Raw genomic sequence first — 14263 nt, 5'->3', positions numbered from 1 at the left:
TTTCTTGCTTTTACCTCGAGTTCCGTATTTGTTATCACCCGCATCTTTTTGGCTATCTTTCTTTATCTTACTTTTTGGTGACTTACTGGTTGATGGTTTCTTGTTGGCTTCTGTTTTCGTAGACATAATTTTTCAACTCCGTCAGTAGTTTCTCCCTTGTAGAAAACTTCTGACTCACATGTTGTTAAATAGAGGTAACCTAAGTTACTCAAATGGTGAAGGATCACCTTCACCAACTCGGATTATTTCAATGGCATCATTTGAGAAATCGATTACCGTTGTTGGGTGCTCACCTAAATGACCACCATGAATAATAAGATCTACCTGATGTTCTAATACATCTCTTATTTCTTCTGGATCATATTCAGCCATATTTTTGCCTGGCATGATCAAACTGGTAGACATTATAGGCTCTGCCAGTTCAGCCAACAAGGCTTGGGCTATGTTATTATCAGGTACTCTAATGCCTATCGTTTTCTTTTTCGGATTAAGTAGGCGCTTGGGTACTTCTTTACTTCCTTTAAAAATAAAGGTGTAAGCACCTGGTGTATTGCTTTTAAGTAACCGATATGCGCTATTATCAACACGGGTATACTCAGATAATTGCGATAAATCTTTACACACTAAAGTAAAGTTGTGCTCTTTAGTGATGTCTCTTATTTGGCAGATTCTTTCTAATGCTTTCTTATCACCCAAATGACAACCTAATGCATAGCCTGAATCAGTTGGGTAAACAATGACCCCACCTTGATTTACGATAGCGACGGCTTGCTTCATTAATCGACCTTGAGGGTTATCAGGATGAACATAAAAAAACTGACTCATAATAAATCCTTAATACTGCTTTAAATAAATAACAATGGTTAAGCCCACTGTTTCCATATAGGAATTGCGCCATCTGGTAAGGTTAAGTGACGACCTAGATCACTCCATTTGCTGGGACGATGAAAGTCTGATCCCAAAGAAGCGAGCAAATTATATTCTAAACAGTAGTTTAGCATTGTTTGCCTTTGTTGTTGATTCATTTGTGGTAAAACAACTTCTAATCCATCACCTTGGTCTTCCTTGAATTGTACGATTAATCTTCTCAGCCACTTTGCCGATAAATCATATCTAATCGGGTGAGCCATCACCGCGGTTCCACCAGCTTGATGAATAACTGATATCGCATGTTCTATAGAGCACCAATTAGGTTTTACAAATGCCCTTTGCCCTTTACCTATGAACTTATCAAATGCTTTTTGCATGGTAGAGACATGACCTTGTTGATGTAAAACGCGAGCAAAGTGTGCTCGCGTTATCGAGCCTTTACCAGCAAGTGATAAGGCCTTGTCATAAACATCATCAAAACCACATTTAGCCAGTTTTTCGCCCATTAACTCTGCCCGAATTTCTCGTGCGTTTTGTTGCTCTGAAATGAGCTGCATTAAGTCAGCATGATTTTTATCGACATTAAGTCCCACAATATGAATCTCGAAACCATGCCAAGCCGTTGAAATTTCAATGCCTGGTATTAACTTAATTGGAACATTTTTTTCCTTGATATAAGCATCAGCTATATCAAGTGCTTGAGTTGTATCATGATCAGTAATAGCCAATACATCTATTTGATAATTCCAAGCCCTATCAATTAAGGCCTGTGGAGATAGTTCACCATCAGAACAATGGGTATGACTATGTAAATCAATACGACCATGGGAAATACCATCAGTTTTTTTTATGATATGTGGAAAATCAACGGTTGACAGCAAAGCCATAATATTGTCTTCTATAGGGGATAACTTATTATAATGATAAGTTTACTGATTAGAGCAATATAATGATACAAGCAAGTCCATTTTCTTTTGGCGTAATAAACGCTAAAGCAATTAAAAATTGGTGGTGGCATAACTCTATATAACGGGTTGTGATATTTGCTGTATCTAATTTTCAGATAGAATCAGAAAAAATTTCAAAAAACCCGCTTTTCACAGCGGGTTTTTTACGTTTAGCCACAAAAATTGTATACAATAGCATGCGGTTTATTTTCCAACCGCAACATTAAACAGGAATGAAAGATGAACAGAACAAAAACATGGTTTATTTGGTGGCTTTTGCCCATTTATGCAGGATGACATACGTAATTAACATCAAATAAAAGTAGAACTAACATGAGTAATACACAAAATATCCCAATGGAATTGTCTGTACAGACAACAACACAAAGTGCACCTTATCAGAGCGACCCTTTAGCGGTTTATCAACTATTGTGTCAGCAGCACTCAAATAATATTTTATTAGAGTCAGCTGAAATAGATAAAAAGCACTTATTAAAAAGCTTACTACTAACTAATGCTGCAGTAAAAATTGTCTGTAGGGGCAACCAAGTTACCTTCAAAGCGCTTACAGATAATGGTAATTTAGCGATAGAGTTTGCTAAAGCACAGTTACAGCATAAAGCAGAACTGTCTACTAACGCCAAAAACACTACGCTAACAGCTGTTTTTCCTGCTGTACCTGAAGAACTTGATGAAATGTCTCGTTTAAAGGCAACTAACCCGTTTGAAAGCTTACGATTATTTCAACAAGTTAAAAATCAAGAACATCACCCTTTTTCAGTATTTCTCGGCGGTGCTTTTGCCTTTGATATGATGTCAATCGCTGAAACACTCCCCGATGTCAATGAAGGTGAGAATTCTTGCCCTGATTTTGTTTATTACTTAGCTGAAACATTAGTGGTTATTGACCATGAATTGCAAAGTACAGAAATAATCAGCAACTCATTCTTTCGGGCAGGCGATTGTATTAGTAACGACATAACACTATCGGCTCAAAAGAGAATTCAAACCATCGTTTCGCAGTTAGCTTCCCCTATTACTGCGCCGTGTGAATTTAAAAGCGACGTAGCTCAAACAGATGAACATTTAACTACCGATATCAGTGATAAAACCTTTTGTGAAATAGTAGAGCAATTAAAAGAGAACATCCGCGCAGGTGATATTTTTCAAGTGGTGCCTTCAAGAACCTTTTCTCTCCCCTGTGCAGACAGTATTTTGTCTTATCAAGCATTGAAGGTAAGTAACCCTAGCCCATATATGTTCTACTTAAAAGATGATGATTTCTGTATTTTCGGCGCTTCACCAGAATCAGCAATAAAATACCAGCAACACAATAGACAAGTAGAGATATACCCTATCGCAGGCACCAGACCTCGCGGTTTTAATGCGCAAGGTGAAATATCTCTTGATTTAGACAGTCGTATAGAACTTGAACTCAGACAAGATAAAAAAGAATCTGCTGAGCATATTATGCTGGTCGATTTAGCTCGAAATGATATCGCTAGAGTCAGTCAGGCGGGTACTCGTTATGTTGCTGATTTATTGAAAGTTGATCGCTACTCACACGTAATGCACCTAGTATCAAGGGTTTGTGGCACTTTACTCACTGAGTTAGACGCCCTGCATGCTTACCAAGCATGTATGAATATGGGCACCCTTTCAGGTGCGCCAAAAGTGAAAGCAACCTCACTTATTCGAGAAGTAGAAGGTAAAAGACGAGGCAGTTATGGTGGCGCTGTTGGTTATTTAACAGGACAAGGTGATATGGATACTTGTATTGTCATTCGCTCAGCCTTTGTTAAAGGCAATGTTGCTCAAATACAAGCGGGTGCTGGTGTAGTTTATGATTCAGATCCACAAAGCGAAGCTAATGAAACCCGTCAAAAAGCACAAGCGGTTATTTCGGCAATAGGTCGAGCCAATCAAGAAGCCAGCATAAGAAAGACTAGGCAACTTGCCCAAGACTTAAGTAAGGAGCATTAATCATGACAAAATTATTCATGTTAGATAACTTAGACTCATTTACTTATAACTTGGTTGATGAATTTCAATGCCTTGGTTATCAACCTACCGTTTATAGACATACCTTAAGCGCTGAATTTATTTTCAGCAAAATAAAGGCTCATCAAGATGAAACAAATGAGCCCGTAATGCTCGTGTTATCGCCTGGTCCAGGTGAGCCCAAAAATGCTGGCTGTTTAATGGAGCTAATTAAACTATGTGCAGGCAAAATCCCTATGTTAGGTATATGCCTTGGCCACCAAGCATTGATTGAACATTATGGTGGCAAAGTTGGACGCGCAGCAGAAATTGTTCATGGTAAAGCCTCATCAATTGAACACAATGGTAAAGGTGCCTTTGCCAATATAATTAATCCGCTACCTGTAGCAAGATATCACTCACTTGTTGGTCTTAACATACCGTCTCAACTAGATGTGATTGCTCATTATCAACAAATGCCTATGGCCATATGCCATCACCATGACGGCGTTTTAGCGTATCAATTTCACCCTGAATCTATTTTAACCACATTCGGCGCAACGCTATTAGCTCAAAGTATTGATTACTTAAAGCAACATAAAGTTAACCATGTATTAAACACCGAGGGTGTATGATGAATATTTTAAATTTATTAATAGACGGTAAAAACCTGTCTCAATCTCAAAGCCATACATTTTTTAAAGCGGTGTTACTCGGTAATGTTGAACCTGCTTTATTAGGTAGTGTGCTAACCGCCTTAAAAATAAAAGGCGAAACTCCTGAAGAAATTGCTGGTGCAGCAGTTGCTATAAGAGAAGCCGCGACCACTTTCCCTTCTCAACCTCAAGAGGTTTCTGATTGTGTAGGCACAGGCGGAGATGGAGCAAACACGATTAATATTTCTACCACTGCAGCAATCCTTGCCGCAGCTTGTGGTATAAAAATGGCAAAACACGGCAACCGAAGTGTTTCAAGCATGTCTGGTTCAGCTGATTTACTCGAAGCCTTTGGGGTAAATTTAATGATGTCACCTGAAACGGCCAGTCATTGTCTTGCACAAGCGAATTTATGTTTTTTGTATGCTCCTGCTTATCATTCAGGTTTTAAACATGCAGCTCCTGTTAGAAAGGCGATGGGGGTGAGAACCCTTTTTAATATCCTTGGCCCGTTAGTAAACCCAGCTCAACCTAAAGTCATGCTGTTAGGTGTTTATACTCCTGATTTATTACAAACAATGGCACAAGCCTTGTTATTAACAGGTGTAGAACGTGCTTTCGTCGTTCATGGTAGTGGTTTAGATGAAGTTGCCTTGCACGGTGAAACACAATTAATTGAAATTACTAATGGGGAACTTATAAAGCGTACCATTACCCCTGAAGACTTTGGGCTTGATACATACCCTCTTGACGCTATCAAAGGTGGTACACCACAAGAAAATGCAGATATTATTAAAGCAATATTATCAGGTAAAGGCCAAGCAGCACACAACGCCGCTGTGGTAATCAACTGTGCATCATTACTTTATTTACATGGTAAAGCAGACAGTTTAAAAGCAGGACAAGAAATGGCTAGCCAAGTATTAGCCTCAGGTAAAGGGTTAGAGACTTTAGCGCAGCTAGTGTCTCTTTCAAATGAAGGAGCAAAACAATAATGGCTAACATTTTACAACAAATAGTCGAAAACAAACGTATCGAAATTGATGCACTAAAAAAATCGAAACCACTTGAAAGCTTCATCAGTGAACTTGTACCGACGAACAAAGATATGTACAAAGCTTTGCGCAGAACCCCTGAGAAACCTGAAGCTGGTTTTATTTTAGAATGTAAAAAAGCCTCACCTTCTAAAGGATTAATTAGACCTGACTTTGACGTAAAAAGTATTTGTAAAACCTATGATAAATATGCCGCTGCTATTTCAGTGTTAACCGATGAAAAATACTTTCAAGGCACATTTGACTACTTACAAACTGTTTGTAATACCGTATCTTGCCCAGTGTTAAATAAAGATTTTTTCATTGATGTTTATCAAGTTTACTTAGCGCGGTATTACGGAGCAGACGCAATTTTATTGATGCTTAGTGTCTTAGACGATGAAGAGTATCTAGCTTTGGCAAAGGTGGCTGAGCAATATAATTTAGCTATTTTAACTGAAATATCTAATGAAGAAGAAAAATTAAGGGCAATTAATTTAGGTGCGAAGCTCATTGGCATAAATAATCGCAACCTAAGAGATCTAAGTACCGATATTTCTCGTACCTTTGATTTTGCACCGAGTATTCCAGATGATCGTATTATTATATCTGAATCAGGTATTTATTCTAACGACCAAGTACGTGAACTTGCACCTGCTGTAGATGGGTTTTTAGTAGGAAGTTCATTAATGGCAATGGATAATAATCCATATAACGATATTGATTTAGCATGTAGAAAACTAATTTTTGGTAATAACAAAGTTTGTGGCTTAACCTCTGCTGAATTTGCTAATGCATCAGCTTCAGCCGGTGCTCGTTATGGCGGGTTGATTTTTGCTGACAAATCTCCTCGCTGCATCAGCGAAAGCCAAGCGCTCAATATAGTTAACAACCAATTGATTGCCAAACTAGAATACGTCGGTGTGTTTGTAAATCACAAGCGACAAGCCATTGTTGATTTAGTTAAAACACTTAACTTATCAGCAGTGCAGTTACATGGTGAAGAAAACGAGCAATACATAACAAGCTTAAGAAATCAGCTCAATGAACGTGGCCTATCTGCGTGTCAAATATGGCAAGCCAATGCGGTGGTAGATCAAGTTCCGACATTAAGTGAAGAAGTTGAGCATCATGTTCTTGATGGTAAATCTCCTGGTAGTGGACAAGCTTTTAATTGGCAAACACTTGCTGAAACAGCGCAAAATTTATCAAAGAGTTTATTAGCAGGTGGACTTAATGAAGAAAATATCCACTTAGCGATAAACCAATTAACAGAATTAGACTTATTCGGCCTAGACCTCAACTCAGGTGTTGAATCTAGCACAGGCATAAAATCGAGTGAAAAACTAACCGCTGTTTTCACTCAAATTAGGAATTATTAATATGCAAGATAATACAAAAGAAAACTCAAATGTAAAAAAAACGTCATTACCAGCCTATTTTGGTGAGTTTGGTGGCATGTACGTTGGTGAATTGTTGGTGCCAGCTCTTGAACAGCTAGAGCAAGCCTTTATCGACTCACAAACCGATGAAGCATTCTTAACAGAGTTCAATAACTTACTTACGAAATATGCAGGTAGACCAACACCATTAACATGTTGTCGAAATATTGTTAAAAACCCATTAGCAAAAATTTACTTAAAGCGTGAAGATTTACTTCATGGCGGCGCACACAAAACTAACCAAGTATTAGGTCAAGCACTACTCGCTAAACGCATGGGTAAAACCGAAATCATCGCAGAAACAGGCGCTGGGCAACATGGTGTCGCCACGGCAATTGCCTGCTCATTACTTGGTTTAAAATGCCGCGTTTATATGGGTGCTCTCGATTGTGAAAGACAACAGCCTAATGTCTTTAGAATGAAGCTTATGGGCGCTGAAGTTATTCCTGTTACAGCTGGCTCTGGCACATTAAAAGATGCGGTAAATGAAGCATTAAGAGATTGGTCTGCCAACTATGAAGATGCCCACTATTTATTAGGAACTGCGGCTGGTCCTCACCCATTCCCAACAATAGTACGTGAATTTCAAAAGATGATTGGTATTGAAGCTAAAGCACAGTTTTTAGCGGAAGAAGGACGTTTGCCAGATTATGTAATTGCTTGCGTTGGCGGTGGTTCAAATGCTATTGGCATGTTCCAAGATTTCATCAAAGAAGAGGGTGTTAAGCTTATTGGCGTTGAACCCGGTGGTAAAGGCGTAGATACTGATAAACATGGTGCGACCTTAGCAGCAGGTACTAAAGGCATGCTTCACGGTAACTACACCTATATAATGCAAGATACATTTGGACAAATAAATGAATCTTATTCGATTTCTGCTGGTTTAGATTACCCTGCTGTTGGCCCTCAACATGCCCACTTAAAAGAAACAGGCCGAGCTCAATACGTGCCGATTAATGATGATGATGCCTTAGCGGCGTTTCAAACATTGGCGAAAAGTGAAGGTATTATACCAGCATTAGAATCATCTCATGCTTTAGCGCAAGCACTAAAAATGGCAGAAGCAGCAACTGAAGAAACCATTTATTTAGTCAACCTTTCGGGTCGTGGTGACAAAGATTTGGCTCATGTTCATACCGTGCTTTCTGCTCAAGGAGAAGTATAATGACAACAATAAAAACAGTTGGCGCAAGATATCAAACAGCATTTTCTCAACTTAAAGAAAACAATCAAGCAGCCTTTATTCCGTTTGTAACAATTGGCGACCCTAACGCTGAACAATCATTAGCGATAATTAAAAGTTTAATTGATGCTGGTGCCGATGCACTTGAACTAGGTATCCCTTTTTCGGATCCTAGTGCTGATGGTATTACTATTCAAAAGGCGGGGCTTCGAGCGTTAAGTTCAAATATTAATACGGATGTCTGTATCGATATTTTAAAGCAAGTAAGGGAGTATGCCCCGCAAATTCCTATTGGCTTGTTACTTTATGGTAACTTAGTTTTTGCCCGTGGCATTGATAAGTTTTATCAAGATATGAGTGCAGCAGGCGTTGATTCTGTACTTATTGCAGATGTTCCTATTCGTGAAAGTGAACTTTTTAGGGCTGCGGCTTTAAAATATAATGTCGCGCCTATCTTCATTGCCCCACCTAATGCAAGTGAAGAAACATTAAAACACGTTGCAGAATTTAGTGAAGGATATACATACATTTTAAGTCGTGCTGGAGTTACCGGTGTTGATAGCGGTGCTTTAACACCTGAATCATCAGCCAAGCGCTTAATCAACTCACTTGCACAATACAGTGCAGCGCCGCCCGTAGTCGGTTTTGGTATATCCTCGCCTGCTCAAGTTAAGGATGCTTTAGCGGCTGGCGCATCGGGTGCCATTAGCGGATCAGCGGTAGTTAAAATCATAGAAAAAAACCTCAACGATAATGAGCGAATGCTAGTAGAGTTATCAACTTTTGTCCGTGATATGAAAGCAGCATGTACATTGTAGAAAAACAATAACCTCTTGTTTTTAAAAGAGTAAAAATAGCTAAAAGAGGAGTGATAAACACTCCTCTTTTTTTGTCTTCTTTTAATCAAATTAACATTCCTTTATCTGTAATACCATTTTGCATAAAGAGCCACCTTCTGCAATTAACGCCTTGTCTCTACCCCTTTAAAATATCACTAAGAGATCGCTTTCTTATACCGGTTGGTATAAACACTAAAAAATAATGATCAAAATCTCGTTAATACTAAAAAATATTTAATAAAAATTTGAGGTCTGTACTCAGCTAAAAATGAAACCCAAACCATTGAATACAATATACTTAATGTGTTTTATTTCGAAACATCCCCTTTAAATATAAGTATTCATTAGCTTTTTCTTAACTGGTTAAATATTGAGCCTTGATAAAAATCATGCTAGCTTATTAAAAAACTAATCATACTAATAGAGGTTTTATGACAAAGTTAGAATCGATTGCTGTAGCAATACTCATTGTCGCATCAGGTGCATATGTTATAAATAGCATATCAAGTTCAGACGACACTGCGGCTGAAAAAGTTGACAGCAAAATAGACACTGTTCTTACAACGCCAACTAAAAAGGCACCTGTAAATCAGCCGTTACCACCAGTCAGAGAAGACACAAGAGTCAACCATGCTGCCCTACCGGTCGCACATGGTTATGCTGATGCGTCAGGCAAGCAAATTAACCCTGAAACTGGCCAACGACTTCCGCCGCCGCCGCCATTACCCGCACCAAATAAAAGAAGAGCTCAGAGTAACGCTGCTGACCAACATGGGCATGAGACCATACACTCTTCCCATAAACGAGGTAGCGATGTACCGCCTCCAGTTGGTGCCAATGGATAACAAAGAAACCAGAAATATAAAAGCCAGTTGTTAACTGGCTTTTATATTTCTGGTTATTTATTAATCTTTGAAAACCTATAAGTAAATTTCGATTATGTTATCAATTAAAGGATCACACCTTATTATCTATTTTAAGTTTATCTTTATAATTACAAACTAAATCAAAAGTTATGTATCTAAAACTAGGTCGTGTTGACCTTTGTTGATATTTTCAGCAATGCGCTATTTTTATCAATAACAAAGCAGTATGAACGTAATTTACGTTGCTCCAAATAAGTAAATACTAATGCCGCTAGGGCAAAAATATAGTCATTGGCCTTAGGACTGATGCTACCCCCTCTTTACTCTGCGTTAAAAGCTACTGATTTTGCGAGTAAACTACGCAATTTTGCCTTAATTAAAGGCGTTTTATCTATCAGCTGAATTATTACACAAAGGTAAACACGCCCTAATCACTTTGCAATTATTGATAATAACAACACAAATGCATCCCTCTTAATTAACAATTAGCCACTCATGACATTGTTACATAAATATTAAAATAGAATAAAAATTGATCAATAAAGAACCAAATAATCTCATCGTAATGTATACAATTAACAATACATGTAATATATTGCATACAACATACATTTAGAGTTAATGCTATTTAGTGCCTTAATAGTCTCAATTTATAAAAAGGTTTAACCGAAAAGTTTACGAAATTATTAGTTAAAGAACACAGTTTACAACTGTGCAATTAATCACTTAATAACTGTCACTTATTATTTTTTCTCCAAGTGATCTTCCCAAACAGTTATTCAGCAAAAAATGCAATGCTAGCGCTTTTCTAGCAAATCAATTTAGTTATTGATGTAAGAGGAATCTCGCAAAAGCCTATAACAATTATAAATTAACGGATAAGTGTTGCATAACTTATCCCTTAGCAAAAATGGGAACTTATATGACACATTCTGTCGCTAAAAAGTTACTTACTGCTGCAGCTATTGCGGGTGCTTTTGCATCACATAATGCACAGGCAAGTGAGACTCCACTCTGTGGTAGCACCACCAAAACAGGTGGTGCATTAACGATAGGCCAAACCGAGTGTATAGCTGGTAATGGCCTTTATTTCTATCTTGACGTTGAAAACGATAATACTGCTTTAGAATTAACCACCACAGGTGGTACAGGTGAAGCAGATATTTACATTAGTTCGTCTTCTTGGGCAACACATTCAAACTACACACAAAACACTAACAGTACTGGTACTAATGATCGTTTAAGCGTTAATGCCAATGCAGGTCGCCTATATGTAAGTATATTTGGGATTCATGAACAAGTTACCTTCAGTGTAAGTGAAACCATTGATGATACTAATGGTGAGTCTTGTACAAACCCAAGTAGCGATAACGCCACATTAACAATAGGTGAAACACGCTGTACTAAAGGTAATGGTTTATATTTCAAAACCGTTATCGAAGAAGATGGCACACCACTAACTATTAGTACAGCTGGTGGTACAGGCGAAGCAGATATTTATGTTAACGATAGTAGCTGGGCTACACGAAACAGCTATACTGCAGCTTCTGCTAATACAGGCACTGAAGAAAGCTTAACCGTAACCGCAAATGCAGGTACTTTTTACATCTCTTTAATGGGAATTCATGAAGGCGTAAGCTTAAGTTTAACTTCTGGCAATGATGATTCAGGCAATGGTGATGGCTCTGGCGACAATATTCCTTCACTACCTGCTAACCCGGGTATGTGTGGTGATGACACCATCGTTGATCAAGAAATCACCTTCAACCAGATAGAGTGTGTAAACGTTTCATCAACTGCCTCATACGCAACTTTTATCCCTGCAGATAATACTGAAATAACACTATCTACCGCTGGCGGTACTGGTGAATTAGTTATATATGCTAGCCAAGAAGGTTGGGCGCGTAGCGATAGTTATGAGTTTGCCTCTTCTGGTACAGGTACAGAGCAATCAGTTACTTTTGTAGCGAATGAAGGTTGGTTATATGTGCAACTAGATGCAAATAGTGTTGGGGCGTCTGAAGTAAGCTTCCTCGTTGCGACTGATACATCAAAGTTCCCAACAACAGGTGGTGGAAATGATATCCCTGATGATGGTTTGCCAACTGACGCGACTCGTTTCTTAGGACTTAATGGCGCAGATCTTGTTGAACGTATTGCCATTTCTCATCCACAAAATGTTAGCCCTATTTATAAGATTAGTGGAGCAGATGCGACGCAGGTATACTCTGAAGCGAATATGATTGCTATCGCCAATGCTATCAATACACGCGCTCCAGGATATACGGGTACAGATACAACAGGGTTGCAATCATTATTATACTTCTTACGCGGTGCTTATTATGTACAGTTTGCTCATCCAGAAGATGTGCCTGAGTATACTTCTGCTGTAACAGATGCTATTGCAACAGCGCTTAGAAACTTATTTAACAACACTAACACTTGGATAGTTAGCGAAGAAAACGGCAACGTATTAAAAGAGGCGTTGATTACCGTTGATTCTGCCTACTTAGGTGCTGCTTTTAACGATATAACCATTAAAGTACTTAATGACTATAATGCCGATTGGAAAGCAAGCTTTGCTATGAATGCTGCCGCTAATTCAGTATTTACTACGTTGTTCCGCGCCCAGTGGGACGATTCGATGAAAGCATTATTTACTGAAGACGATAGTATTTTAGATGCATTAAATAACTTCCAATTAGCACATCGCGATGCCATTGGTACAGACGCAGAGTATGTATTATTAAACGCAGTAAACGAAATGGCACGTTTATATCACGTTGATGCATTGTTCCCTCGCGTTAAGTTACTGGTGAAAGCGGTACTCGATAGCACAAGTAAAGATGACGAAACTAAAGCCTTATGGATAAAAGCAGCTAGTATGTCTGATTATTACGATCGTGCTGATTGTGGCTACTATGGTATTTGTGGTTTTGCTTATACTTTAGAAGCTGAAACATTAGCTTTTAACTATAAATGTTCTGATAGCCTAAAAATCCGCGCTCAACATATGTACAACGATCAAGCCGCATGGATTTGTCAAGTATTAGGCGGTCAAGAATCTAACTTCCATGAGATCTTAGCTACGGGCTACCAACCTGTTTCTGACGATAATAACCAAGCGCTTGAGCTCGTTATTTTCGATTCATCAGAAGATTACAAAACCTATGCAGGTCAATTCTTCGGTATTGATACTAATAATGGTGGTATGTATTTAGAAGGTGCACCAATTAATGAGAAGAACCAAGCGCGTTTCATTGCCTATGAAGCCGAGTGGATAAAACCTGAATTCCATGTTTGGAACCTACAGCATGAATACGTTCATTATTTAGATGGTCGTTTCGATTTATATGGAGACTTCCAACTAGGCATGACGGCTAGCACTGTCTGGTGGACTGAAGGTTTAGGTGAATATATTTCTCAAGGTGATGGTAATGAGTATGCAATCTCTGTAGGTCAATCGCAGGAAGTTACCTTATCAGAAATCTTTAACAATACCTATGACTCAGGTCAAACCCGTGTTTATCGCTGGGGTTACCTAGGGGTTCGCTTTATGTTTGAAGAACATAGAAATGATGTAAATCAAATGCTTAACTTAACCCGCACAGGTCAATACCCTGAGTACCAGACTTATTTAGATAATATTGGCACATCTTATGACAGTGAGTTTACCGATTGGTTAGTTAACGGTGTTGTATTAGGTGATAGTAATATTGTTGAGTTAGGTCCAAACGATGAAAGTTCAACTGCTTCAGGTACAGCTGGCAACTGGGCCGGGGAGCCAGTAACCATTAGTACGGACTTCTCACCATGTGTAGTTAACGTTACTGATAATGCTTATGATGCTGAGAATAATACTGTAACTACAAATCAAATTATTGAGTGCATTAACTCTTCAAATGGTCAAGCTTCATTAGTCATTGCTAACGATGGGGGGTTATCGACTCGTTTTAAACTAACGACTAGCGGTGGCTGGGGTAACGCAGATATCATTTTTGGCGCTGACAACTGGCCTTCGGCACAAGACAATGATGGTTACGCAAACGGAGATGGTAATTGGGACAGCCTAGAAGTTCAGCTAGACCCTGACGTTTACTGGCACTATATCACTTTAGATGGTGAGTTTGGTGGCGTTGAACTGAGAATCACTGAACAGTAACTTTATCCAATTTAATAAATAGTTAACTACTTTAATGATAAAGCCCAACAAATTAATGTTGGGTTTTTTTTATTTAAAATTCGTAGCACATTTACCATACAACTAGACATTAGCAATGTAGCTGTAGTCAGCAAGATAAATATTAGCAGCAGTAAGTTACCTTGACGGATGAAAAGGAGCCCACCTTTGAAATCGTTAAATATTAAAATCGAATAAAAATCATCCAGAAAAGATCCATATAGTATGAATTGCATATGTACAATTAATACTATTTATAATATATT

The 14263-nt window shown here is 38.5% G+C and carries 10 protein-coding genes; 8 read left to right on the top strand and 2 right to left on the bottom strand.

Annotation, left to right across the window (positions count from 1 at the left end):
* Nucleotides 1-204: 204 nt before the first annotated feature.
* Together D1094_RS13840 and D1094_RS13835 are read right to left on the bottom strand one after the other, a co-directional pair.
* Nucleotides 205-825, bottom strand: a complete 621-nt coding sequence (locus tag D1094_RS13840; protein WP_118960704.1) for an L-threonylcarbamoyladenylate synthase — start codon at nt 823-825, stop codon at nt 205-207.
* 38 nt (nt 826-863) lie between these two features.
* On the bottom strand, nt 864-1757 hold the full coding sequence (locus tag D1094_RS13835; protein ID WP_118960703.1) for an RNase RNM: 894 nt from the start codon (nt 1755-1757) through the stop codon (nt 864-866).
* A 393-nt stretch (nt 1758-2150) separates the two neighbouring features.
* Between D1094_RS13835 and D1094_RS13830 the strand changes: the two genes are divergently transcribed.
* The 8 genes from D1094_RS13830 (at nt 2151) to D1094_RS13795 (ending at nt 13979) form a co-directional block, all read left to right on the top strand.
* Nucleotides 2151-3800: an anthranilate synthase component 1 gene (locus D1094_RS13830; RefSeq protein WP_118960702.1), complete on the top strand. Its 1650-nt coding sequence runs from the start codon at nt 2151-2153 to the stop codon at nt 3798-3800.
* 2 nt (nt 3801-3802) lie between these two features.
* The gene (locus D1094_RS13825; protein WP_118960701.1) at nt 3803-4432 is read left to right on the top strand and encodes an aminodeoxychorismate/anthranilate synthase component II; all 630 of its coding nucleotides are present in this window, start codon (nt 3803-3805) and stop codon (nt 4430-4432) included.
* Nucleotides 4432-5448: an anthranilate phosphoribosyltransferase gene (gene trpD, locus D1094_RS13820; RefSeq protein WP_220452560.1), complete on the top strand. Its 1017-nt coding sequence runs from the start codon at nt 4432-4434 to the stop codon at nt 5446-5448. Before D1094_RS13825 ends, trpD begins: the two co-directional genes overlap by 1 nt.
* Nucleotides 5448-6869 (top strand): bifunctional indole-3-glycerol-phosphate synthase TrpC/phosphoribosylanthranilate isomerase TrpF, encoded by a 1422-nt coding sequence (gene trpCF / locus D1094_RS13815; RefSeq protein ID WP_118960699.1) that lies wholly within the window; start codon nt 5448-5450, stop codon nt 6867-6869. The genes trpD and trpCF overlap by 1 nt, the downstream gene beginning before the upstream one ends.
* Before the next feature lies 1 nt (nt 6870).
* Complete coding sequence (trpB, locus tag D1094_RS13810) at nt 6871-8094, top strand: tryptophan synthase subunit beta (RefSeq protein ID WP_118960698.1); 1224 nt, start codon at nt 6871-6873, stop codon at nt 8092-8094.
* The gene (gene trpA, locus D1094_RS13805; protein ID WP_118960697.1) at nt 8094-8930 is read left to right on the top strand and encodes a tryptophan synthase subunit alpha; all 837 of its coding nucleotides are present in this window, start codon (nt 8094-8096) and stop codon (nt 8928-8930) included. The genes trpB and trpA overlap by 1 nt, the downstream gene beginning before the upstream one ends.
* Nucleotides 8931-9382: 452 nt before the next feature.
* Complete coding sequence (locus tag D1094_RS13800; RefSeq protein WP_118960696.1) at nt 9383-9796, top strand: hypothetical protein; 414 nt, start codon at nt 9383-9385, stop codon at nt 9794-9796.
* A gap of 943 nt (nt 9797-10739) precedes the next feature.
* The gene (locus D1094_RS13795) at nt 10740-13979 is read left to right on the top strand and encodes a collagenase (RefSeq protein WP_182440192.1); all 3240 of its coding nucleotides are present in this window, start codon (nt 10740-10742) and stop codon (nt 13977-13979) included.
* Nucleotides 13980-14263 lie beyond the last annotated feature (284 nt).

Source organism: Colwellia sp. RSH04, assembly GCF_003545765.1.
Classification (GTDB): Bacteria; Pseudomonadota; Gammaproteobacteria; order Enterobacterales; family Alteromonadaceae; genus Colwellia.
This window is presented reverse-complemented; position numbering and strand designations above follow the sequence as displayed.

What these genes read in the sequence shown, in the direction of transcription:
- D1094_RS13840 (WP_118960704.1), bottom strand. Translation starts at nt 825, where the DNA reads ATGAGTCAGTTTTTTTATGTTCATCCTGATAACCCTCAAGGTCGATTA.
- D1094_RS13835 (WP_118960703.1), bottom strand. Translation starts at nt 1,757, where the DNA reads ATGGCTTTGCTGTCAACCGTTGATTTTCCACATATCATAAAAAAAACT.
- D1094_RS13830 (WP_118960702.1), top strand. Translation starts at nt 2,151, where the DNA reads ATGAGTAATACACAAAATATCCCAATGGAATTGTCTGTACAGACAACA.
- D1094_RS13825 (WP_118960701.1), top strand. Translation starts at nt 3,803, where the DNA reads ATGACAAAATTATTCATGTTAGATAACTTAGACTCATTTACTTATAAC.
- trpD (WP_220452560.1), top strand. Translation starts at nt 4,432, where the DNA reads ATGAATATTTTAAATTTATTAATAGACGGTAAAAACCTGTCTCAATCT.
- trpCF (WP_118960699.1), top strand. Translation starts at nt 5,448, where the DNA reads ATGGCTAACATTTTACAACAAATAGTCGAAAACAAACGTATCGAAATT.
- trpB (WP_118960698.1), top strand. Translation starts at nt 6,871, where the DNA reads ATGCAAGATAATACAAAAGAAAACTCAAATGTAAAAAAAACGTCATTA.
- trpA (WP_118960697.1), top strand. Translation starts at nt 8,094, where the DNA reads ATGACAACAATAAAAACAGTTGGCGCAAGATATCAAACAGCATTTTCT.
- D1094_RS13800 (WP_118960696.1), top strand. Translation starts at nt 9,383, where the DNA reads ATGACAAAGTTAGAATCGATTGCTGTAGCAATACTCATTGTCGCATCA.
- D1094_RS13795 (WP_182440192.1), top strand. Translation starts at nt 10,740, where the DNA reads ATGACACATTCTGTCGCTAAAAAGTTACTTACTGCTGCAGCTATTGCG.